At 68.1% G+C, this 26,075-nt stretch carries 2 protein-coding genes (1 of these 2 running past the window's edge); both read right to left on the bottom strand.

Annotation, left to right across the window (positions count from 1 at the left end; translation table 11 throughout):
* Positions 1 to 38: 38 nt before the first annotated feature.
* Positions 39 to 716 (bottom strand): type VII secretion system-associated protein, encoded by a 678-nt coding sequence (locus tag ACIRGA_RS06710; RefSeq protein ID WP_400937389.1) that lies wholly within the window; start codon positions 714 to 716, stop codon positions 39 to 41.
* Positions 709 to 26,075, bottom strand: the 3' portion of a protein-coding gene (locus ACIRGA_RS06705) for a hypothetical protein (RefSeq protein ID WP_400937760.1). Its footprint extends 16,117 nt past the window's final position; only the last 25,367 of its 41,484 coding nucleotides appear in the window; the start codon falls outside the window, past its right edge; the stop codon is at positions 709 to 711. The genes ACIRGA_RS06710 and ACIRGA_RS06705 overlap by 8 nt, the downstream gene beginning before the upstream one ends.

Genomic DNA, 26,075 nt, shown 5'->3' with positions numbered 1-26,075 from the left:
GCAACTTATCAAGAAAGACGAATATGTCGTCGAGTGTCCTATTCGGCCTTGGGCGCGTCCGGACGCGGCTCGGGCGCCTTCGGGACATCCGCTCCTTCCGCTGTAGGCTCCCACATGACGACGCGCAGCCCCGAAGCGTCCTGGTTGCTCTTCGCGTAGAGCGCGGCGACCTGGTCGTCATCCAGCTCCAGCGTCTCGCGGATGAATTCACCGCTCAAGCGCACCGCGGCCGGGCCTGCCGGGTTGAACAGCACGTCGATTTCGTCAGCCAGCAGTTCGACCAGCTCGCCGAGGTCGATCCGGCGCCAGTCCGGCGACGCGAGCCGCTGGCGGTGCGGTTCACCGGTGGCCACGATGACGCAGAGGAGGTCGTCCGGGGACTTGGTGATCAGCGGGTTGCCGTCGCCGTTCATCGCGATGTCGAACAACGTGTCACGCAGCATCAGCTGGATGTGCTCGGCCTCGGCCCGGCCCTGCAGGACCAGGCGCAGCACCGCGTCCAGCGGATCCGACGGCGAATTCTCGTCGGTCGGCGTGTAGTCCGGGTTGGCGCGGAACTTGCCGAGTTTCCCTTCCTCCTCCACCGGCCACAGGCCGACGACGGCCTCGATCGGCGGCGGGTCGTTCTCCGAGGCCGGGCGCCAGGCGGGATCCATCAGCAGGAACCAGTTCTCCAGCGGACCTTCCGCCTGTGTGCTGTCCGTGGTCTCAGTCATGGCGACCATGATCCTCCTTCGTTGTCGGGTGTGCTTTCCGGCTGATAGGCAACCACGCCGGGCGGGTCAATTCCGCCCGATAGGTGAATTCGCCGGGGGTCGGCGAGACGGGCGGTTCCTCGGCGAGGTGGAGAAGCTCGGCCGCCAGAGGCGGGAGAACGACGCGACGAGGCACTCCTGACTCGTCGACCGACTGCAGGGTCACGGTGCGCACCTGCGTGGCCAGTCCCGGATCCGCCGCGAGGAAGGCGAGCACCGTGGTCCATACCTCGCCGGCTTCCGGGGAGCCCTCCACCAGTGCGGCCACGGCGGCCAGGTCCAGATGACCCGGGTGGTCGCGGAGCCCGTCGAGGAGCGCCCGCAGCACCTGCTCGCTCAGGCTCACCGGCAAATCCGAGCCGGGGGTGGCCGGTGTCTCCACGCCCGGAGGGTCGGTCTCCGGGACAGTGCCGGCCGGTGTCGACGGCACGACGGGCGTGAAGCCGCGTAACGGAGGCACTTCCATTCCCGGCAGAGGCCGCCGGTAGAGCTGGGCAGCCGGGTGCCTCTGGGGTATCGCCAGGACCTGGCCGTCCCCCGCCCATCCGGTGGGCGTACGCACCACGTTCTCGGCGGGTTCCAGGTCGTCGACGCGGTAGTCCGGAGGCAGGTACACGCCACCGAAGCGGGACAGGATCTCGCCGGCGGTGTCCTCGTCCGACACGGATGGGGTCGACCGCGAGGTGTCGCGGGCGAGCTCCGCCGCTTCGAGCCCCTGCTGGATGTTCACCAACGCGATGCCCGCGCGCCGTGCCCAGCCGTAGAGGTCGGCGATCTCGGCCAGTTCGTCCGCGTCTTCGACGTCGTGGCGGACGGAGGTCAGCGGCCGCAGCGCGCGAACAAGCTTCTCGCGGGTGACATCGGTCCAAAGCACGACATGCCACCGATCGGCGGCCACCCGTACGGCGTGTTCGAGGTTGTTCCGGAACCTCGCCGTCGCCTCGGCCGTGCGCAGGCCGCCGCGCAACCACGCAGAGTGCACCAGCCGAGGCAGCGCCAGCAGTTCGGGCAACGGCGGAACCGCAGGCAGCCGATCACGCCCGGCCCAGTTGTGGCGGCGCTCCGCGGACGGTTCGTCACGTTCTATACCGACGTCGCGCATGGACCCGGTCAGGTCGAGACGGCGCACCAGTTCGACCGCCCGCTCAGCCGACGGTCCCATGGTGATGACCGGCGTCGGCGCGGTCTTCGCCGAGATCGGGTCGCCCTGTCGGTGGCCAGGGACCAGCGCGGCGAACGCCGCGGAGATCGCCGCGTGGTCGCCGGTGGCCAACGCCTGTTCACCCAGTTCGTGAGCAGGCAGCTCGACCTTGATCACACCCTCGGAGTCCGGCAGGTCGTTCATCAGATCCGCGTACGCGGCGCCTGCGAGCCGGACCTCGACGTCCGGGGCGGGCAACCCCAGCCCCGCCAGCCGCGTCTGCTCGAGGCGGTACTCGTCGCGGAACACCGGCAGGATGTCGTCCGCCCGCTCCAGCCCCTCCTCGATGTCATAGCCGTAACCGACGATCTCGACGATGGGCAGTGCGGCGGCGTTGCGCGCCCGCCACGCGGCCGCCCTCGCTACCTGGCGGGCCACCCGCCGCAGGTCCGGATTGTCCCCGTCGCCGAAGACGGCCGCCTCCGCGATCCGACCGGCCGCCAGGTCGCTCAACGGAATCGGCTCGGCCCGAACTCCGACTTCACGGAAATGCCCGCCCTTCGCGACGATTCGCCTCCCGCCCCAATGGAAGTAGACGACGTTGTCCGCGGCTATCAGCGATGTCAGCGGCTGTCGCTGGCCCCAAGCCCTCTTGAGCTGGACCGCCGAGCTGTCCCCGCCCTCCCCAGGGGTCGCGTCAGCCCAGCAACTGAGCATCACCTGCTGGGTGCCCACGCCCGGCTGGGCCCGGCGGAACACATCGCTGCCGTGGATCGCGGCGGCGCTCGGCTCCCCGGCGAGCCGGACCCGGTCGCCGGAGCCGTCACGGCGCCCTGTGTGCATGGAGAAGGTGAAACCGGTGCCTGGGTTGCCGTGCACCATGTTGGCCCACGGCCGACCGGCGTCCGGCTTGAGTGGTGTCAGGTAGGCGACATACTTCTGCCGGTGGACGCCCTGACCGTCCGATGTCTCGGTGGCGGAGTAGTAGAAGTGCTGGTGAACCGCGTCCTCATAGGCGGCGTTCGCCGACAGCTTGGCACGGTCGAACTTTTGCGACGGGAAGAATTGGCCATGCGTGCCCAGCTTCGCGTTCGCTCGTTCGTAGCTGACCAAGTGCTGCGGGCCGGGCACGATCGGCGCGATCCGCTGGAATCCGGTACCGGCCAGCTTGAGCACACCGTCCTGCCCGAACTTGAGCTGACCCTCCGGACCGTAGAAGGAGCGTGAGTAACCGCCTGGAACGAAACCTGCGGCAAACTCCGCCAAGCCGACCGCCGGGCCACCCAGGCTCGCCAGCATGACCGGGATTGCCTCTCCTGCCTGGTACTGATCCCCGCTCTGGGTGCCCAGTATCTCGCGCAGGCCCTGTCCGTCACGCAGCGACTGGGCCAGCACACTCGAGGTGAGCTCCAGTTCTTCGCCATCCCTGCGGAGCGCCCGGTAGCCTGTCTCGCCGCGCTGCGCGAACAGCAGCACGGGGCGCTTCTGCCACGGCACATACTTCATTTCGTCGTCATGGAAAACGGTGAAAGGACCGGAGTTCTTCTTCGCCCAGCGACGCACCCGGGCGAGGGTCTCCCGGTCACCGGGGAAACGCACGAACTCCCCGATCGGCGTGCCCTTCGGGCCGATGATCGGCACCGTCTTCAAGTCTCCCGCGCGCGGAACGGACACCAGCGTCACCGTGCCGTCCGCGGCCCGCACCTGGACGTCGTTGAAGAAGTTCGCTTCACGCAAGGCACCGGCGAAATCGAAGCCCACCCCGCCGAAGTTCACCCGGACGTCGGGGGCGTCGGTGTCCAGCACCACCGGACGGCCCGCCTCCAGGTGCCGTCGGAAGTCCTTGTTCGCCAGAAGCATGCGGCCCAGCTCTGTGCCACCCACGTGGGTGAACTTGCCGTTCGACAGCTCCAGCAGCGCCGAGGACTCGTTCCCGCGCAGTCCCACCACCAGCGGGTCCCGCTCGTCGGTGTAAGCGGGAAGATCACCGAACCCGAAGGCGAGGCCGGACGTGGAGTACCGCACGTCGGCCAGCGTCAGCGGCGGACCGGCGGTGAAAGGCTTGTCGAAGATCATCACACCGAAGTCGTCCACCCCGTACTCGCCGAGGTAATGACGGGACTGCCACGGGCCGGTCAGCTCGATCAGCTTCGCCAGGAACGCCTCGTTGACCGAACGGTCTCCCGGCCTCTCTGAGATGTCCCTGGTGATCACAGCCAACGGCGGGCGCATCGCGCCGGCGGTCACTCGCTGGAACTGCCCGCTCGCTGCCACGTACTCCGCCATTTGCTCCGGGGGCAGCAGCGAGTGACGCCCGTCGCGCAACGGTACCCAGAACCGGCCGTCACTCGCCGAGAGCATCAGCCGCAGCGGACTGACATCACCTGGCCAGTCCACTGTGGACTCGATGATCCGCTTGCCCCCCTCCCCGTCATCGGCGTACAGCCCGAGGAGCCGCTCGGTGTGCTCGGTGTTCCGGTGGATCACCTGAGTCAGCTCTTCGGCTGCCTCACCACCGATGCTCGCAATCACGTTCTCCTGGCCGTGCGCGTTCTTCAGCGTGGACCATTCGATGTCCTCCGGGGTCACTTCGTCCGCGGGCACCGGCGCCGCGGTCGTGGACGGCTCGTTCATCGGTGCCGTCACCTTGGCCGGAACTGTGCCGGTGTCGGCCGACAGCGGGAAGGACGGACTCACGTCCGGGTGCCTCCCCGGCTGGGCGGTGGTCGGAACCGGCCGGTGCTCCGCCGCGAGCGCCCGCACGAGGTCCAGCGCCTGCTGGAGATCGGTGACGCCGGTGTGCACCATGGTCGGTTCTTGCGGACTGAGCTGGATCCATCCGGAGTCGGCTTCGAGACGGCCGTCCTCAGTGATCCGCGCCCGGCCGTTGGTCACCAGAACCGGTACCTCCAGCTCCTGAACGACCGCCGCGCCCAGCCGGGCTCCGTACTGGACAGCCAGCACGAGGTGGCTGTCGAGACTTATCTCGTCCGGGACGAGATAGACGGCTGGGTCCAGCACGCCTCGGGCCGAGAGCGCCTTGGCGAACCCTTCGAACGGCACGGGCTCGCGCCGCCACATTTCCACGGTGTCCTGACCAGGGGTGATCGTGGCGGCGACGATCTGCGCACCGAGATACTCCGGCATCTGCTTGATGGTGCGCACGGCATCACGCACGCTCTCCCCCCACGTCGGAAACAACCACCCGAGCCCGCCATGACCCGTGACCGTTTGCGCACGAAGCTGGTGGTCGTTGTCGCCCTCCAGCTTCCACGGCGCCGTCCAGGCGAACAGTCCCACAGCAAGCTGCTGCGCGGCCGGGCTCAAGGGCAGCAGCTCCAGGAAGTCCAGCAGGAGGCCCAGCCGCTCCTCCCTGGTGCTGGACTGTGGATCATGGCCGAGCAGCCTCGGCTCGGTCATCAGCTCGTCGAGGCGACGGTAAATCGACGGGTCCTGTGCGGCCAGCACCATCGCCGCCGAGATCTCCGCGCGGATCTGCCACACCGCCGGATCGAGGCTTCCCGCCCAGAACCGGAACTCCAAGCGGTCGTCGGGTTCGTCGAGGATCGTTTCGAAGCTGATCGCGTCTTTCTTGCTGCTGCACAGCGCCTGGACCGCCCCGTCCGTGGTGATCGAGGCGATATCCGGCGGAACCGGGTTGGGACCTACGGCTTCCAACTTTCGCTGGGGGGCGGTCTTGCCGTGGTGGTTTCCCAGCTGGTAGAGCAGGCTCTCGAACGCCTTGTTCAGCTGCGCCACTCGCCCGTAAACGGGGAGGTCGAGCTGCTGCTCGAAGCTGAAGTTGACGTGTCCGCCGGTGCGCTTGGCGTCCGGCGAATCACCATCCCCGTGACTGCGGATGATCCCCAGCACGTCGTGCAGCTCCGACCAGCTGCCCGGCACACCAGGCAGGATCCGCGAGACGACCTCCGCACCCCTATCGTGTGCCAGTTCCATCTTCAACGCCCATTTGTCCAGCGTGGTGGCATACTTGTCGCTGAAGAGCGCGCCGTCATTCCACTCGAGATAGTCGGCTTCCTCCAATTTCCGGCCGAGGCTCTGGACCAGTTCGTCGAAATCGCCCTTCAGCAGCTGGAACTCGACTTCGAAGCCGAACCTCGCGTCCGGTCTGCTGCTCACTCCACCCGGAATACCTTCGGGATAGAAGGTCAACGGGCTGGCATCGTCCTCGATCTTCACCGCTGCGGCCTCGTAGATCTGGACCAGGCCCATCAGCCTGATGTCTCGCAGCTCGGTTCTCAGTGTCCGGGCATCGGCCAACCGGTTCATCAGCTCGGGTATGTCCTGCTCGGAGATCTCCATTCCGGCCAGGTTCTGAGTCCACCACTCAACCCTCGCTCGGACCTCCGGTACGAAGTCCGGCGGGAACACCGCCAGATGTCGCCTTATCTGAGCGAACTGACCGGACAACCGCCCGATCAGTTCCGGAACGTCGGCAAGCCCCACCTCGGGCACCGTGTCCACCGGCTCGGGCTCCCCGTCCGGCTCGGATTCGCGACCGCGCTCGGGGCCGCCCATGCGGCGGGTCGGCCCAGTACCGCCCGGCCCCGAACCGACGACCGGCTGCGCCGCGTCGGGATCGGCGCCGATTTCGGAGAACCGACCGCCGTCCGCCATGCTCTTCCCTGTCGTGTTCGTCAGCACATCCGTGTCGGAGCCGAACATCGTCACCGGCCGGAAGTCCTCCTCCCACGACTGCTTGATCCGGTAGGCCACCGACACTGGACCGTCCGAGGTGGCGTTGCTCTTGCAGTGGGCTAGCAGTATCGATCGCTCCGGCCCGACTCCCGCCGTCACGAAGATTTCGCTGGCGTAGAACGCCCGCGCCGCTTCCCGCCCCTTCAGCACGAGCAGGTCACCGCGCACGTGCGGCCGTCCGGTGGTCATCGCGAAGACCAGCCCCCCGCGGGAGCCGTGGCCGTGGATCAGCCACGGGTCCCGTCCAGCCCAAGGCGCTTCCACCTCCTCGTCGAGCGGGTTCGGCCCTGGCCCTTGCAGCCTCCGGAAATACGTCCTCGGCTTCTCACTGACGAAGTTCAGGCCGTGCAACGCGAACCAGGGTGAGTCCATGGAGTCAGCGGGGAAGATCTGTCCGTGCACCACGCCGTCGGATCGCACCACCGGGTAGCTGAGCAGCTGTCCGGGCCCGGGCTGGATGGCGGCGAGTGTCTCGAGGCCCTTCCTGGCGAGGGTGAGCTTTCCTGGCTCCGCGAACGAAATATCACCGAGCGGGCGGTACATGGTGCGCGAGTAGCCACCCTCCGCCATCGCGGCGGCGAAGTCCCCGAGCGGAAGCGGCTTGCCCCCGACACCGACCAACAGGAACGGGGGCGAGCCGCGGTCGCCCATGTCCGTCCGCAACCCCTCGTCGTCGCTCAGCACCTCACCGAGCGATTTCTGCGAGACGGTGACGGCGGCCCCGTCGCTGCGGGTCACCGAGTAGCTGTCGCCAGGGCCGCGACGACCGACGATGAGTACCGGCGGCGCGTCTAGGTTCCACGGCACCTTCTGCTGCCGACCGTGCTGGTCGAGGAAGACCTGCAGGGAGTCGCTGCTCGCCTCGCTGATCCAGGTCGTCAGTTGCTCGAGAAGGTCTCCGTCATCGGGGGAACGCATCACCTTGACCACGATGGAGCCGTCGTCAGTCCTCAGCGTGGTGGTCAAGAGATCGCCGGCGCGCCAGCCTGAGACGAGTTCGAACGTGGAACCGGTCTGCCGGGTGATGCCGTGTGCTTCGATCCAGGCGCCTCCGGTCGGCGCGTAGACGTCCGGGAAGTAGCCGGCCGCGCGCAGGGCACCCGCGAGGTCGAAGCCCAGCCCGCCGAAGTTCTTCCGGACTGCGCCGTACGAAGAGACCAGCACGATCGGCCGGTCGGGCTCGTCGCGCAGCAAGCGCACGAAAGCCTGATCCGACAGCAGCTGTTCCCCCAGGTCGCCGCCTTCGACCTCCGCGTGCGGCCCGTTCGGCAGTCCCACCTTCGCGTGGCCGATCGCGCCGTCGAGGGAGACGAAGATCGGCTCACGGTCGCCCCACTCGCCGGCGATCCGAGCCGTTCCCGCGGCGATCGCCTCGGCGAACCGCCGGAGGGTGTCGGCGACGGCGGCGCGATCCGGCCCGGTGGGGAAGCCGAAGACCGAGCCGAAACCCACGTGGTCGACGTCGCCGAGGGTCAAGGGGGTTCGGGTGAACCCCTCACCCTCCGGCACGCTCAGGAAGCCGGCTCTCTTGTCGAGCACCACCGCGCCCGTCAAGAAGTAGCTCTGCCATGGGCCCGACAGTGCCTTCAGCGCCGATAGGATGCCGGGGGCAGGGTCATGGATATCGCTGATTCCGGTCGTTTCGCTGATGGCCACGACCAGCGGCCGCCGAATCTCCTGCTCGCTCGCGCGCGCTAACACGTCGGTCGCCAGCGCCAGCTCCGCGGCTTCGGTCTCCGTCAGCTCCATCTCGAGGTCGTTCGTGAACTGCACGAGGATCCTGCCGTCATCGCTGTCCAGCAGCAGGTGCAGCGGCCGTGCGCGGTCACCCTCGGTGGCACCGGCCCAGTTCGCGACCGTCTCGACCAACTTCTCGTCCTCTATCTCACGAGAGTGGGCGGCCGAGACGTCGTCAGGGCGTCCGGCGATCACGCGCTGAGCGTGATCCGTGGCTCGGAGCGCGCCCGACTCCATGCGCTCCGCCGACCGCTTGCTCGCTGGGAAGCCCACCCCGTAGTTCCGTCCGTGCGCGTCGACCAGCCGCTTCCAGTTCAGGTCTTCCAGCCGGGGGCGGGAGATGCGGTGGAAACCGCCGTGCTGCGGTTGCTCCGACGCGGGAAGGTCCGCCGCGAACATCTCTCGGAATGGACCTTCGCCGCGGAGGGCATCGCTGAACTCCCGCAGCGCCCGATCGGACTCGCCGGGCCGGGTGGGATCGACACCGATCACGCTCACCGGCAGGTCGGGTTCCGCCGCGAGCGCGACCCGGTACTTCTGGTCCCGGCTCACATACGAGGCGAGTTCGGTCCCGTCGACGAGTCGCCCGTTGACGTCGAATCCCCCGTCGCGCGCGGTGACGAAAACGTAGAATGGGTTGCGAAGGCCGTTGATCGGAAGCTCCGGCAATTCGTCGTAAATCCGTCTCCATTGCGTCAGTTCGGCCTCGTCGGTGGAAAAGAGCACCGCGCCGACCGCTTGCGGCCCACCGTCGAAGGTCTTCACCTGTGCGGTGAACCTGACCTTCTTCGCCGGAGAGCCGCCGTCCTCAGGCGACGACGGCCCCTCGCCGGAGTCGTGAGACCGCCGGGGCGCTTCCGGTACAGGCGCCGTGTCGTCGTAGGGCAGCGGACGACCGGACGGCACGTCGATCGTCGCACCCAAGGCCCTCGCCCGGTTTTCCACGAGCCAGAGATTGCGGGGCTTCAGCGAGGGTTCGGCGAGGTCGGTACGGCCGTTCTCCCGCAGTTCCTTCAAGAAGTTCTTCAGATGCACGGTGAACAGACCGTCGTCGGCGACCACCCGGTCCGACGATGCGCTCCGGAACACCCAGGGAGTGCCTGCGGGGCCGCGGCGGACGTTCTCGTCATAGACGCCGACGAAGTGACCGAGTTCGTGGGCCACCGTGAATTCGTCGATGTCCGCGGCCCAGTGCAACTGGTCGGTCTTGCCGCCGTCCGGGCCGACGGTGATCGTCGCGTGCGCCGCGTCGGTGGGATCGTGAACCACCCGGAAGTGGAAGGCATCTCCGCTGGGCAGGCGATGCTGATGGTTGTAGAGCCTGTCGAGCCCGGCCTGCGCGTGTTCGACATAGCCGTTCACGTCGAAACGGGCGGGCGCCACGAAGTTCAACCGGACCGTGTACTCCTGCACCCATTTGCCCGGCGACACCTCGTACCGGCCGTGGTCATAGGCGATCGGGTGCCGCCACCGGCCCGCCGCGGGCCGCGGCGCCGCCTCCATGACCGTCGGCCCGGTGTCCTCGCCGAACACGGTGACCGGGACGGCCCGCGAGCGAGCGGCGTCGAGTTCCATCCTGGTCACCGGTTCGGGGTCGGTCATCCAATCCGCGGTAGGCGCCTTGCTGTGGGCCCAGGCAGGGTCGTCGAGGATCGGGTGTTTCGCGGGCAGCAGTTCGGTGGTGATGGTCGGTGCGTTTACCAGCCGTTCCGGCCCGGTCTTCCCGAGTGTCTGATGCCCGGGACCGCGCAGCTCCCAGTCCACCCGTAATTCGACCGTGCCCGGACGCGAGGGCGGCGTCGATTCGAGGCTCGGGACCACACCGAGGTCGGCAGCAGTGGTCGGAACGCCGCTCAGCCTGCTCGCGTGCTCGGTGATGGCACCTGTCAGCACCCGCGCCGCCTGTGCCGCGAAGTCGGCGTTGTCACCCGCGCGCAGCGTGACCACCGGCGGCGCGAAACCCTGGGCGGCCCGGATGAAGGCGTGCTCGGCCAGGGAACGCGCCTGCTCCGCCAGCGCACCCGTCTGCTCCCGGGCCAGGCCGGTCTCGGCCGGCTGTTGCTCGATGACGAGCTCCGGTACGTCGACGCGCCGGAAGGCGCCACGTTCGGCCGCCAGGTCGTCCACCTCGGATCCCCAAGGTGTGTCACGGCTGGTGGAAGCTTCCTCCGGCAGCCGCGCTCCCTTGTTCTCAGGCTCAGCCACGGAGTTCATCTGCTCGGCCCGCCGATTCGCGAACTGCCGCAGTCCTTCCATCCGCCGGTTCAGGACGACGTCCTCGTCGAAGGCGGAGTCGTGACGCTCCAGGGGCTTCTGAGCGGCGCTGTCTGAGCCGACGTCCGTCCGGGATCCACGGACATGCTCGGTCGGCGCGCTCCCGGTCACGGCCGAGTTGTTCGCCGGCTGCCCCGGTACGAGGAGGGCGAACGCCTTGTTGAGCGCCCTGATGGCCTTCTCACTCGAGTCCGTGGCCGTCCGGGCGATCTCCCACTCCCCGAGTTCCGCAGGCGGGAGCACGATGTCGAGTGTCACGCGGCGCGGGGTGCTCGCATCCACGCCGGTGCGCGGGGACATCTCGGCCGGAACGACGCGGGTGACGATGTCGTCGGGGTCGACGGGCAGGCCCAGCCGGGCCATCCGCAGTACTTCCGACTCCACCTCGGCCCGGAATACCGCGACGACGCTATCCGCGCTGTCCCGGCTTTGGAACCAGGTGATCGTCGCGTCGGGGAGAGCGACCCCGTTCCGGTGCCGCCACGCCGCCGCCCTGACCACCCGCCGGGCCGCGTCACGTACGTCCTCGATCTCAATTCCGGCCAGGGTCCCGCCGTCACCGGTGAAGCCGACCGTCACCGGGCCGATCTTGCTCGCCGCGAGATCACCCAAGGGTACCGGCGGGTCGGACGCCTCGCCGTACGGGAGTGCCTCGGTGAAATGTCCGTCCTTCTCCTTGAACCTGCGGATGCTGGTCGTATCCGCCACATGGACGGTGTCGGTGGCGCCGTAGCCCTTGACCGGCTTCCGCACCAGCTTTCGCCACTCCACGACGTAATGCAGGGCGGGAGCGCCGACAGCTCCATTGGCCGGAGAGTTCAGTGAGCACTGCCCCAGCACGACCGGGCTCTCGGTATCCGGCGCGGCCCGCCGATAGATCTCGCTGCCGTACACGATGTGCGCGGCCGTCCGCCCGGTGACGGCCACCTCGTCCCCGATGTGTTGTGGCCGATCGGTCTTCAGCGCGACCTGCATCGCCTCTTCGAGGCCATGGCCGTCGAGGAACCAAGGTCGCCGTGGACTTCCCGCCCACGGTGCAAGGTAGGGCGCCAGTCCAGTGATCGTCGCGCCACTCGCGTCCCGCTCGGTCGTCCGCCGGAAGTAGTACGACTGCCGCACCGCGGAATCGTTGAAGGCGGCCAAAAACATGTAGTGAGCGTCTTCCTCGTGGAGGGGGAAGAACTGCCCGTGGATACCGAGAAGGTCACTGGCCATGGCGTAGCTGAGGACCTCGTCCGGCGTTGGAGCCAGCGGCTCCTCGACCTCGAAGACGTCCTGATCCACCGTGATCCCACCGTCAATGGACAGTTTGATCCGGGCCGGAGGCCGATAGACGAGGCGCGAGTAGCCACCGCGTTGCATGCCACGGGCGATCTCGGCGAGTCCGGTGGCCCTGCCGTTCAGGGCAGCGACCACCAGCGCCTTGTCTTTGACCGAGGCCACGCCCCGGCCCAGCAACTCCCGCAGATCGAGATCTGCGCGCACGATCTTCACCAGCTCCGCCGGGGTGAGCGAAAGATGCACCTCGTCCTTGCGGATGGCCAGGTAACCGCGCCGGTCCACCCCGGTCAGCAGGAACCCTGGCAGGACCTGCCACGGGGAGTTCACCGCGTAAGGTTCCCCATGGCCGTCTGCGAGCAAGAACGTCCGGAGGCGGTCCGCCGTGGCCCTCTCAGCCCACCGCTTGGCGCTTGCGTAGTACAGCTGGTCGCCGGGGAAGCGCACGAACAGCGCGACCGGGTCGCCACCGGCGTTCATCAGCACCGCAGTCTGCAGATCCCCGGCCCGCAACTCCGACACCTTCACGAAGTCCGACTGACCGTCCGTGACGATCCGGCCCGATTCGAGCTTCGCGTCACCTGTGGGCGCGAACACGTCGTTGTAGAGACCCCTGTCTCGCAAGGCGCCTGCAAGGTCGAAGCCCAGGCCGCCGAAGTTCACTCGGTTGCCGCCGCCCCGCGCCACCAGTACCACCGGCCGCCCCGGGTCCGTCCTCAGCGCGTGCCGGAACAGCGGATCACTCAGCAGCAGTTGCCCGAGGTCACGGCCATCCAGTTCCAGCTGCACACCGGCCTCGAGGAAAATCCTGACGAAGGTCCCGTCCAGTGAGTCCGCGGCCACGATCAGTGGCTCCTCCGAACCCCATACCCCATTCAGGGCAGCTCGGCCGCTCGCAGCGGCCGCGGCGAAGTTCTCCAGCATCGCCCTTTCCAGCGCGCCACCCGGTACCGGGAAGCCCCACACCGATCCCGACGCCACGAGTGTCACGTCCTGCCAGGAGGGCACGCCGCTTTCGACGATCTTCGCACCACGAGGCAACTCGACCACCATGGTCTTGGCGAATTTGAACTTACCCGCGTAGTCGTAGGCCTTCCACGGCCCCGCCAGCTCACGCAGTCTCGCCAGCAGCCTGGCATTGGCCGCGCTCGACCTTCCGATCCCCACAAGTGGGTTCCGGGTGAACACCACGAGAGGAGGACGGACCCCTCCCCCTGTCATCTGCTGGAACATCGAAGACTTGTAGACGAGTTCCGCCGCTGCCGAGGGGAGCACATACCGGACACTGCCATCGCTCAGTGGCGCGGCGAAGCTGCCGCCCTCCTCGTCGAGCAGGAGCACGACCGGGCGTGTCCGCTTCCCGTCGGTCGCCGATGCCCAGGCCTGCATGGCGGTCCGCGTCCGCCGCTTGCCTTCGCTGTCCGCGTAGACCTCATGCCGGGCGCGCAGAGTATGGTCGTTCACCAGGAGCCCCCGGCTTCGCAGGTCTTGGCCGAGGCGTTCCGCTGAAGCGAAGCCCATACCGAACTGACGTTTGCCGACACCCTTCAGCGGAATCCACTGGAGATCATCCGGCCGGATCTCCGCGACCATCGAGAACCTTCCGTCCTGCAGGGGCACCGTCCGTCCGGAGTCGACGATGGTCAACGGCTGGGACGCCGCCAGCACGGTGCGGAAAGGCCCGCCGCCCCGCAACGCCTCGGCGAATTCCTTCGCCGCCCGCAAACCGCCATCCGGTTGTGTCAAATCCGCCGCGATCAGCGTCACCGGTACCTTCGGATCCCGTGCGAGCGCCCGGAACCACGGCGAATTCCGCACGTGCCGCGCAAGCGTGGCACCGTCGACCACAGTGCCGTTGAGCATGAAGCCACCGTCACGTCCCTCGGCGAACACGCGGAACGCCCGACGCTTGCCCTCCCTCTCCATCGCCTGGTGCAGCGGCTCCCAGCGGCCCGCCTCCTGGACCAGCGAATCGAAACCGATCGCGCCCACGGACGACGCCGTGGGCCCATGAACGGACCCGCGGGGGGCGGTCTGCACCGCCACGTCGACAGTGATCGTGCTCTGCACGGTGGCCAGGGTCCGGACGTGCGGCACGGGCCCGGCGCCCTCGAGTCCCGCGCGCAGCAAGGCGGCGACGAACTCGGCCCCCGGCCCCAGCCCGCGGACCGTCACCCGCGGCATCGGCAATCCATCGGCCTGCTGGAATCCGGCGGACGCTCTCAGCGTGTCCACCAAGGTCCGCATTTCCTGCTGCGGTTCCGGGCCGTCCAGACGCAACGGCCGGCCGCGCACCTCGAAAACGCGCTGTCTGCCGAGTTCGGCGTTCACCGTGTCGCGCAGCACCTGGTCCTCGTCCACAAAGTACTCGAACGAGGATGTCCGGGACGACGAAGCCGGGGCCGCGGTGGTGGGGGCGGGCCCGGTACCGGAAGTCAGCCCCAAGCCGGAGAACTCCCGCACCGGCGCGGAGCGGGAGTTTTCCGTCGCTGGGGGAAGCACCTCCGGTTCACCGGTTTCGGTCCCATCGACCCGGTAGTCGTCCGGTAGCTCCTCTATCCGGCTACCGGTGCCGTACTGAATGCCTCCCACTGCGTTCGGTGTCGAGTGGACGAAACCGGCGTGTTTGACACGGGCAGGAGGAACCTCACCGGGTGGTAACGCCTCGACGAAGTCCCCGTCGAGGACATTGAATCGCGTCGTGTGGTCCTGCTGGACGCGATTGGTCGCAGCGAAAACGGCACCGCTCTCCCTGCCGTGCGCGTTGATCTGCGGCTTCGGGCGCAGTCGCGAAGGTGGCGAAGAGACGATTCGGCGATCCTCCACGTCCGGCAGATACGGAGTGCCGTTCAGATCGGCGACGGGTCCGGCGGACAAGAACGATACGAGCCGATACTTCTCTCCGCGGTTCAACTGCTCGGCGAAGCGACCAGCCTCGTACACGAGCGTCGACACATCCGCTGTGCCATCGACGACCAGAACCACTTCGGCATCCGGGTCCCACACGAGCATGTCCTGGTAACTCTCGGCTTCCCGGACCAGCACGACCAGAGCCGCCGTGTCGACCACCTCGCCGTCGACGACGAACCCGCGCTCGTGGGCGGTCGCGAAGACGAAGAACGGCCGCGCCCCCGCCTCAGGCCCGACCGGCAACGACGCATAGACCCGCTCCCAGAACCCGGCGTCCGCGCCATCCGCCATCAACAGCAATCCACCGGAAACCCCCGGCCGAGACTGGAGGTAAACGATCGAGCCGGCCTGTTCCACCTGGCCGATCGAATCCACGTCCATAGTGGATCGAGCGGTCACATGCCCGTCGATCGCCCTCGAAGAAGAGGTCTCCCTACCGGTGCCAGAAGGCTGGGCGGCCGGGTTCACGGCCTGCCCCGGAGCAAGAAGGGCGAAGGCCTTGTTGAGCGCGAAAACGGCGATGTCCTTGTTGCCGTGGGTGTCGACCAGACGAAGGGCTTCCTCACCGAGTTCGTGCTGCGGCATGGTGACCTCGATCTTGCCGTTCGGCCCGGCTTCGGACGTCGTCTCGACGCCGGTGATCGACACCCGGACCTGCTCCGGCCGGATTTCCAGGCCCAGGTCGGCCAAGCGCGCGGATTCGGCGCGCAGCTCGTCGTGGAACACTCTGTTCAGGGCGTTCGCCCGCTCCTTGCCCGTCTTCCGGGCGCGTCCGGCAGCACCCAGGATTCCGATCTTGCCGAAGCCGGTGATCGTCACCTCCGGCAGTTCCACGCCATTGCGCAGACGCCAGGCCGAGGCTCGCGCCACCTTCCGTGCGACCTCGCGCACCAGCGCGGCCTCGGTTTCCGGCACCGCCTTGCTCGTGGTCGGGAAAGTGATCTCCACCGGCTCGATCCGGTTCGCCGCGAGATCGGCCAGCTCGACCTCCTGAGCGAGGTCCTCGTCCGGTAGGGCTTCGGCGAACACTCCGGACTTCGCGACCGAAAGGCTGGCGTTCGACTCGCTGACAAAGACCTTGTCGGTGGCCCCGAAGACGCGGCCGGTTCTGCCCATGGTTCGCTGTCCCTCGGCCTTGAACTGTTCCGCGGGCGTCGCGTCCGTGGCGCCCGGTGCCGCCATCGTCAGGCAGTGATTGATCGCCACCGGGGCAGTGGGGTCGACGCCGGCTTTACGGAACACCTCACTGCCGAACGCGATCTGAGCCGCGATACCCCCACTGACCAGCACGGTGTCGCCGAAGTGGAAGGGCCGATCGGTCTTCAGCGCGAACGCGAATCCTGTCCGGTGGCCGTGGCCTTCCAAGGACCACACCGGTAGCTTGCTCCCCGCCCACCGGGCGACCACCGGGACGTGGCGTTCGGTCACGCCGTCTGCCTGATCCTTCACCCGGCGGAAGTAGTACCGCTGCCATGCCGGAGAGTCGTGCCGCGCGGCCAGGAACATGCTCTGCGCGTCCTGCTCCGTCAGGGGGAAGAACTCGCCGTGAACACCGAGGCTTTCGTTGGCCATGGCGTAGCCGACGACGCCCTCCGGCGTGGGCGGGGCGGGCTGGGTTTCGAGAGTCCCACCGGAGGTGGCGAAGCCCCCGCTCTTAGAGAGCGTGAGTGTGCCCCGGGGATGATGAACGGCGCGCGAGTAGCCGCCGGAAGGCAGCGACCGGGCGAACTCGCCTGCCCCCTTCGTTTCCCCGTTCAGCGCGGCGAACACCAGCGACCGGAAGTCGGATCCGAGGCTGCGGTCCAGCGCGTCTCGCAGACCGGGATCGTTTCGCACGATCCGGCCCAGCTCCAGCTGGGTGAGTTGTTGGGGCACTCCGTCCTTGCGGATGGCCTGGGAACCGCGGTCTCCGGTGCCGTGGAACACGAACATCGGGATGGTGCCGGCTGTCCATGGTGACTTCATCCTGGTGGAAGCGGCGTCGGCACGGTACTTCCTCAGCCGATCGGCTGTCGTGTTCTCAGCCCACGTAACGGCCCGTGCGAAGTCCGCGGCGTCTCCCGGGTACCGTACGAACAGCGCCACCGGCTTGTCGTTCCTGTCTCGCAGTACGTCGGTCCGCACGTCACCGACGCGAAGTTCGGACACCTTCGCGAACCCGGCCGGGCCGCCCGCGACCCTCCGGTCCGACTCGAGCTTCACGTCGCCGACCGGGGAATAGACATCGGTGTAGAACTTCTGCGCCCGCAACGCTCCCGCGAAGTCGAAACCCAGGTGTCCGAAGTTGACCCGGGCCCCACCGTTGCGGGCGACCAGCACCACCGGCCGGTCCCGGTCACTCTCCAGTTGCCGCCGGAAGACCGGATCGGCCAGCATCATCTCCCCAAGTTGCTTGCCGTCGAGCTCGAGAACAGCCCCTGTTTTCGTGCCGATGCGGGCGAAAGTCCCGTCCGGGGAATCGACCGAGACGATCAAAGGCTTCTTCGCCCACACCCCGTCGAGATCGGCGGCGCCGCTCTTGACCGCGTCCACGAAATCCTTCAGGGCCGCTGTCTCGGCCGCTGGTTCCCGCATGCCACCGGGAACGGGAAAACTGAACACGCCGTCCCACGACACGTGCGTCAATTCCGCCAACGACGGCGGAGGGCTCTCGGCGAATACGGCACCCGGCAGCACGGTCAGCATCGAAAAACAGTCGTAGAAGAACGAACCGGTGAGGTCGTAGGTCAGCCGGGGCCCGGTCAGCGCACGCAGCTTGGCCAGCAACCGCCTGTTCGCCGTTCTCAGTGGGGTTTGTTCCTCTCGGTCGGTCCCCGAGAGCACCACCAGCGGCGGCCGCGTCGGACCTGGGTTCAGCGTCTGAAACGCGGTGGACTTCGCCAGCAGCTCCGCGGTCACCTCTGGGGTGAGGACCTCCTCGGTTCCGTTCGACAAGGGAGCCGAGAAGTTGTCTCCGCTGAGGTTGAGCAAAAGCATCCTGGGACGGGCCCGTATGCCTTCCGTGGCCGCGGCCCACAGCGAGGTGGTCGGCTTTTTGTGGTCTGTTCCGGGTGAGATCTCGACCACCGTCCGCAGGCTGTGGTCGCTGGTCATCGCCAGGTCCGCCGCGTAGGCCGTAGCGGCATCCTCGTCGGTCTTGAAGCCCATACCGAACAGCTGGCCGTTGACGTCTTTGAAGGGCGCCCAAAGCACGTCGTCCGGCTGGATCGCCGAAACCCTCAAATAGGAGCCATAAATGTGTATTTGTCCCTTTTCGTCCGGTTTGATCCATCCGGTCGCGATGGTCACCCTGCGATACGGCCCGTCGCCCCGCAGGGCCTCCGCGAACTCCTTCGCCGCCTCGATGCCCTGGACCCCCGCCCCGATCAAGGTCACCGGCACCGACGGGTTGCCGGCACGCTCCTGGAACGCCGGCGAATTCCGGACATGGCGGGCCAGGGCAGCGCCGTCGATCAACGCGCCGCCGACAAGGAATTTGCCGTCTCGACCGGTGACATAGACGTGGAAGGGTTTGGCCACGGTCCGCTCGCGGGACGGTGTGGCATGCAGGCGCTCCCAAGTGGCGTTCTCCGCGGAGGGGCCCGAATCGAAGCTGAGCCCGCCGGCCGTGGTCGCCGTCGGCTCATACGAGGAGCCCTTCGGAATCTCGTCCAACGACAACTCGACGGTGACCGGGCCGGAGATCCCCAGGCCGACCACGATGTCCGCCCTCGGCTGCGCCGGGTCGCCGCTCAGCTCCGCCCGCAGCTGATCCGCGACAACCTGTGCATCCCCCGGCGCACCCGAGATGTCGACCCGCACCGCCAGTCTGTCTGCCCGCTGGAGCATGGTCACGGACCGCAGAGCGCCGGCCAGCTTCCGCAGAGCGTGCCGGCTAGCGGGAGTCAACATTCGCGGCGCCGAGGGGTCCACGGCAAAAACCCGCTGTCCGGAGAGTTCCGCCCGCAGGGCCTCGATACCGCCGTCCGACGAGAAAGTGTCACCCGGCCCGGATCCAGCGTCCGGCTCGCTGACCACTTCATTTCCGGTCCGCGGTGCGGAGAAGACCACGGAGCCCTCCGCGGGTTCGACACCATCCGCCAACGGCAGCACCGTCCCGTCCCGCCGCACCTCCACCCGAGTGTCGAAACCGTGGACATCGCCCCGGAAACCGGCGTCATGGAACAGCTCGGCCAGCGTGACCACCCGGTTGCCGTATCGCGGGCTACTCACCCGGCAGCTGAGGAACACCAGGGACGACCGTTGCAGCAGGCCCGCGTCGCCCGGCAAAGCGATGCCGGAGAGCAAGCGCACCACCGAGCGCTCGTCCAGCGATACGACGCGGCCGCTCCTGGTTCGGACCGAGAAGCCGTTTTCGCCGTGATGCAACGGAACGCTGAACTCCCCCGGCGACACGGCGCGGTTCTCGAACGCCTCCAGCAACACGCCTCGTTCCCAGTCCGAATGCGGGAACCCCACGCCCACCACCACGCCGGAACGCGAACGCAACGGGACGAAGTCCACTTCGGACGGATCGAAATCCCCCACTGGAGCGAGTTCTGGTCGCGGCGCGGCCGGCATCTCGGAGGCCAGTGTCTCCGGCGGCGCCTCGGCGTAGGACCTCGCGACGGTGAACATGTTCCGAAGGGCGTGGTGCGCGTCGTCGCGGACATCGTGTCGCCGGGCCGCGGCCCCCAGAATGTCGCTGACGCCCGGCCAGCCGAGCAACGCGACCATCTCGGCACGTTCCCACGCCGCGCCGGGCTGTTCCCCATCGAGGAAGGTGTGATAGGCGAGCGCGCTCAACATGAGGTTGTGCAGCGGGAACCGCCGCGCGAGTTCGTCCGGGGTCAGACCTTCCGGCGGCATGACGTGGGGCAGCAGCCGCGTCCGCAGCGCGACGATCTCGTTCCGCGGGATCTCGGTGAGCAGATCGGCCATCTGTTCCACCTGCTGCGCCAGCGACGACCGCGAATCCTCGTCGAACTGCGCCAGGCTGTCCTCATAGGTCGGGGGCTCGTCGGCGACGAGATGCTCGCTGTAGACCGGTGCACCGTCGGAGTGCCGAGTGCTGCTGCCCGCATTCTCCGCTTCGTCGTAGGTCGGCAGGTCCGCTTCCTGCAGATCTTCGCTGTAGAACCCGCGGCCCGGCTCGGGGAACTGGCCGAACGGCGTCTCCCGGTCCGCGTTCCGCATTCGGCGGCTGCTCAGGCGAACGGCTTCGGCCGCCTGGCGTACGTCTCCCAGTTCGGTCCACGCGTAGGTCGGGTGCTCACCGTGGACCAGCAGGTCGGTCAGCATCATCGTGATGCCGTCGTGGAACGCCTGCCGGATTCGTTCGGGGACCCCGCCCGGCACCGTCGGCGGCAGGGCGCCCAGCAGGTCCTCCGCCTCCTGGCGGCGCAACTGCTCCTGCCAGTGCAGTTGTTCCCGCAGTCGTCGCTGGTCCTCGTCCCGGCTCTGGTGCTCTTCCGAGGGCAGCGGTTCGCCCCGCCGTCGTTCATCCAGGCGGGCCCGGGCCTGGTCGAACCGCTCCTGGAAGCGCGCAAGCTCCGTCTCGGCCCATGCGGCGAGGTCGTCGAACGCGGCCAGCCGCTCGAATCCGGCCCGAAGTTCCGAGGCCAGGCTTTCGGCGTCCGAACCTCGCGACAACGCCAGTGCCACCGAGTCGGTCATCGACTGCCACAACCGTTGCTGCTCGGCGGCGTCGGGACCATAACCCGCCCTGGGACGCGGACGTTCTCCGAGCAGCGCCGCCGCCTCCTCGCGGAGTGCGGCCACCGGGGCCATCTGCCCGGAGTCGCGGGACATCGGGGCCTCGAACTCGGCCACCGCCGCGAGCAGCCTGCCCGGTTCCAGAGTGGATCCGCCTTCGGGGCCAGGCTCGCTCATCCACTCGGCCGGCTCCTGAAGGTCCGTGACGTACCGCCCGTCGGCCTGGCGCCTGAGCACGTCTTCGTCCGCATAGAGGCTGTCGTCGTCGCCTGACGGCTCATTCGAGTCGTCGGTGATCAGGCCCCCGCGTGCCGTCTCGGTCGGCACCGGGGAAGGTGTCGAAGGCTCTTCAAAGCCCAGCCATTCGCGGGCGGCCGGATCCACTGGCTCGGGCACGGCGACCGTTGACTGCAACCTGGTCAGGGCCAGCGGCACACCGGTGTAGTGCGTACGGACGCCCGACAGATCCCGCAAGTCCTCGGCCTTGCCACGCAGCCGCGTGACATCCGGATCGTCCCAGGCCTCGCGAGGAGACGCGCCTGCGGAGATCCGGTCCGTCAACAGCGTCGCGAGGCCGTCGTGGACGAGTTGCCGGGCCGCGGTGTCCGCGCCGGCCGCCGCAGGGGGCAGCGCACCGATCAGCGACTGGACCACCTGCCGGGCGGACGTCACCGCCTGCGGCGCGGTTTGCTCACGCTGCCGTACCCGGTCCCCGGCGGCGTTGACCTGCTCTTTCCACTTCTCCCACTCCCGCTGGGCCGTCGACCGTACGTCGGCCGGAGCCGGATCGGCGGTCGCGGGCTGCTCGTTCGTGTTCTCCTGCCGGACCTGCCCCAGGATCGCCAACGCGGTCCGGGTGTAATGCGCGGTCTCCGCCGGACCACGCAACGTCTCCATATCTTCGCGCAGCCGGACGACATCCCGAAGGTGCCAGGCGACACGGGGGTTCCTCCCGTCGGCGATGTGATCGGTCATGATCGACACCAGCCCGTCGTGCAGGGTCTGCCGCAACCACTCGTCCACAGTGGACACCGCGGCCGGCAGCATGCCCACCAATCTTTCGGCCTCGCGGCGTGCCTGTTCGACGGGCACCTTGGAGACCGGCCTGCCCTCCTCCCGCCCCTCGACCCGCTCGTCCGCCGCCAGAATCGCCTCCATCCACCTCCCCATCGCCAGCTGCTCCAGCACCTCCAGCGCGGTCCGGGTGTAGTGCGGGTTCTCCGTCGGTGCCAGCAGCGACTCCAGAGCATCACGCAATCGCGTGACATCCGCGTCCTCCCAAGCGTCCACGCGACTCACGCCACCGGAGATCAGGTCCGTCAGCATCGAGATGAGGCCGTCGTGCAGGGTCTGGCGGGTCTCCTCGTCCACACCGGCCAATCCGGGCGGCAACTCTCCCGCCCACTCCTCGGCCTCGGCTCGCGCCCGATCGACCGGTACCACCGACGGAAGCGAACCCTCCATCCGCTCCTCCACCCGACCGGATGCCTCCAGGATCGGCTCCAGCCACTCCTCCAGCGCCCGCTCGCCCGGATCCTCTGCAGCGGACGATCCGGCATTGTCCATTCCGGACTCGCTCGGCCGCGCGGACTCCACCGAGCCGGTGTCCTCGTAGGCGGCGCCGTCCCACTGTTCCTCGAACTCCGGCAAGGTCTGGGTGGTGGCCTCGGCCCGCTCGGCTTCCAATGCCGCGATTTCAGCGAACGGCAGCCTCATGTAATGCGACGGATGTCCCGGCCCTCGCAACGACTCAGCAGCCTCCCGGACCTGAGTCACCGTGGGATCCCGCCAGGCGGCCTGGAACGAGGTCCCGTTCAGCAGCGCATCGGTCAGCAACGCCACAAGACCTTCGTGGAGGAAGAGGCGAACCCCGTCATCGGCTTCCGCGACCGCGTCGGGCAACCCGCGCAGCAACCGTTCCGCCTGCCCACGGGCTCGCCTTACCTCATCCGGCGAGTGGATCGCACGCTCGTCAAGCCGCGCCTGAACCTCCGTGATGGGCGTGGACCACGTCCGCGTCGCCTCACGGGCCTCGGCGGCCGGCGTATTCTCTTCGGCCTCCGCAAGCCCGTCCTCGTCGAAGCCGGTCTGCTGTGACGAGACGTCTTCGTCAGGCTCGATGTCAGACCACGAGAACTCCTCATCGATCCAGGTCCTGGGTCCGGGTTGGGGTAGCGCCTCGATCCCGGGGCGGAAGCCGGGATTCGGATGATACGTCCCCAGCTCTCCACCCTCGGAGATCTCATGGGCACCACGGATGAAGCGCGGCCGCACGCCGCCGGGGAACACGATCTCTTCCTCATGCTCGTACAGCCGATCATGGGCCAAGGGAGTGTCGTTGATGACGATTCCGCCCGGCGCCTCGATCTCGTACCGGAACCGTCCCAGGTAGGCCCCGCCGGTCAGCGGGTTGAGGTGTAGCCGCGGGTCACGGGTCGACGAGACGAAGACCGTGACGGAGTCGGCGACCGTTCTGCCCATCAGGTCGTAACCGACCCGGCCGTACGGTGTCAGCCCGTCGCCGAATACGTTCGCCGGTGTCCGGTGGTCGTATCGGTAGAGCGGTTCGTCCGACGTCCGCCACACCGGGTCCCACTGTTCGATCTCGCTCACAGGCACATCGAAGACCGCCACAGCCGTCAACTCGCGTTGGTCGACCCTGTAGCTGTGCGCCAATTGGTCCACATCGGACACGGTGGGAGACACCTCCGCGGAAGCGGGCCGGACCGGGCCGAGGAGCTGCACCGCGGTCAGCGTGTAATGCGCCTCCCCCACAGGGCCGCGCAACGCCTCCAGTTCACCACGCAACCCCGCCACAACCGGACTGTGCCAAGCCAAACGCGGCTCGGTACCCCCCGCGATCGCATCGGTCAGCATCGACGCCAGACCATCGTGCAGAAGCTGACGCGCCTCCTCGTCCGCTCCCTCCACAGCGGAGGGCAACCCACGTGTCAACTCCTCTGCTTTGGCCCGCGCTCGCTCGACCGCGCCCACCGATTCCGGCGGACCGTCCTCCAGCTCCTCAACCCGACCCGAAGCCTCCATGATCGGCGTCAACCACTTCTCCAACGCTCGCTCGGCGTCGGCGACCAGATCGGCAATTGTCTCCGGCTCCGGTGCCTGCCGCGAAATCTCCGCCGCGGTCAGCGTGTAGTGCGCACCTTCCACTCGCCCACGCAACGCTTCGAGCTCGGAACGCAATCGCGTGACATCCGCCTCCGCCCAGGCAGCCTCGGCACGCACCCCTTCGGCGATCAGGTCGGTGAGCATCGACACCAGACCGTCATGCAGGAACTGGAACGTATCCTCGTCGACGGCGGACCGCACGGACGGCGGTTCGCGCACCAGCCCTTCGGCCTCGGCACGCGCCGTCTCGACGGGCACCGCCGACGGCAGCGAACCTTCCTCCCGCTCCCCGACCCGGCCGGCCACCTCCATGATCGCCTCCGACCACTCCGCCAAGGCGACGTCCGCCCTCTCGAGGACGTCGTGTCCTGCCGACACCGGCCGTTCACTGTCCATATCGGACACGACGTCTTCGAGAGCGGGGAGCGGGAACCCGATTCCCACCTCGGCACCGGAACGCGAGCGCACGGCCACCGAGTCCGCTTCGGGCAAATCGACATCGGGGTACGGCCTCGGTGAAGTTCGCGACGCCGGACCTTCCATGACCAGCCCGTCCTCGGAATGGCTGTCGTCGGTATACCCGTCGTCCGCGTCATCCGAGAAGCCCTTGAACGTCCCCTCCAACCGGATGGGCGCCGCCCCTCCGTTCCCGAAGGCGGCGTCGCCCACCGGCCGGGCGACGTTGTCCACCTCCTCCGGCACCTCTTGGATCGTCTCGGGCAGATGTCCGTACATGTCGTCGAAGGGAAACCGCCAGTGCGCGAACGTCTCAGGCGGGGACTCGTGCGTCGGGAAGAAGTTGCCGACGAATCCACCGGATGGTCCGTGGACCGAAACCTGCAGAAGGCCGTCGTTGCCACCGAACCTCCGCGCGGGCGAGGGACGTCGCCCGCGCCGGAAGGTTTCGGGGCTGTCGCTACGCAGCGTCCCGCCTCCTCGCGACGACGTAAGGCTGGACGTCCGATGCTGGTTCAACTCGGTTTCACTCGCCGTGCGGCGTAGATCGAGGGGCGAGATCCCCCCGCTCGACGAGGCGATGCTCGACCGCCTGCGTCCGCGGGAAGTAACGGACGCTATATCCGACTGTTCCGCATCGGACTGGTGCGGAAGCGAGCCGTCGGAGCCAGGGCCAGTGACTTCCTCGACCGGAGCCCCGCTCTCCTCGGGGGCCGCACTCGCCTCGTCGTCGGCGAGGTAAGGGAAGAACTTCGCGCTCGCCCACACCTCACCGTCGGCCGCCCAAGCGGCGAACTCGTCCGGCGTGAACACGGTCGGGTCGGGGTTCCTCGGGTGGTTCAGTACGAACACCTGCCTCCCGTCCACAGTGGTGGCCTGCAGATAGACCGCGTGATCCGGGGTGGACAGCAATGCGCCGCCTTCGGCCACCACCTGTTGCCAGAACGACGCCAGCTGCGCCGGCGTTCGCACTGTCCCCGCTACCGGGAGATTTGCCCGCGTGTCGTCGGGCAGCGTGCCGGAGCCGAACCGGGCGTCGTCCTGTTCCGGCGCGAGCTGCGTCCCCACCTTGTCCAGATAGGACCCGTGGTCGACCTGCGCCAGGCGGCGGCTTCCCCGGTCCACGATCAGCGGCGACACCAGCATCTTGCTCAGCCGGCTGTCGCGCAGAACCTTCCGCGTGAGCACCGGCACCTGGTCGACATTCAATTCGGCGGCGGCGAGCTTCTGCATGGACCTGGCCCAGCGCGCGGTCAGCGCCCGCCATTCCCGCCGCCCGGCGCCGTCTGTCCGATCCGCGGCAGCCAGGCGGAGTGCGTGCTGTTCGAGGGCGGAGAACTCGGCTCGTGCGTCGGCGACCCGTTTCCGGACCATCTCCTCCTGGGTGCGGCCGAAGAGCCGATCGGGCCTGGATCGGCTCTCGGTACTCGCTTGGGTGAGGCTGCGTTCAGTCGCGTTCGCCACGGCACGGCCCACCTGCAGCAGTCCTGCCAGCGTCGGCACCCTGCTGCGGACACTCGTGTCGATGGCGGCGAGTGTGGCGGTGTTGAGGAAGTACTGTTCCTCATGCCCCGTGGCGGCGAACAACGCTTCCGTCAGCACCGCGGGGTTCTCCAGCAAAGCGGTGAACAACGGATCCCCGGCCAACGTGGTCCGCGCGGTCGTGTCGAGGTTTGCCAAGCCGAGAACCGTCAGGCGCACCGGCAGCGCGACGTCGGCGGAAATCGCCAGGCCCAGCAACGGTGAAGTGGTCGCCGTGAGCGGGTCCGCGCCGCGCGAGATCACCGAGGTCAACGTGTCAAGCAAGTAGGTAAGCCGGGCGGGTGTCACCGGCTGAACGGCCCGCCGGTCCACTTCCACGCCGCCGTGGGAGCGCTTCGGACGAAGCGGCTGTTCCTGGGTCGGCACCAGGGAAGCGGACAGAAGGGCGTCGTTGACGAAAGTGCGGACGCGGGCCCTGGCGGTTTCGGACAGCGCGGCCAGCG

Origin of the sequence: Amycolatopsis sp. NPDC102389, assembly GCF_044765885.1 — a bacterium.
GTDB lineage: Bacteria > Actinomycetota > Actinomycetes > Mycobacteriales > Pseudonocardiaceae > Amycolatopsis.
Note: the sequence above shows the minus strand (reverse complement) of the source record. Positions and strands in the feature narration are given on the sequence as shown.

Excerpts from the sequence above, each read along its gene's own strand:
- ACIRGA_RS06710 (WP_400937389.1), bottom strand. The coding sequence starts at position 716 with ATGACTGAGACCACGGACAGCACACAGGCGGAAGGTCCGCTGGAGAAC.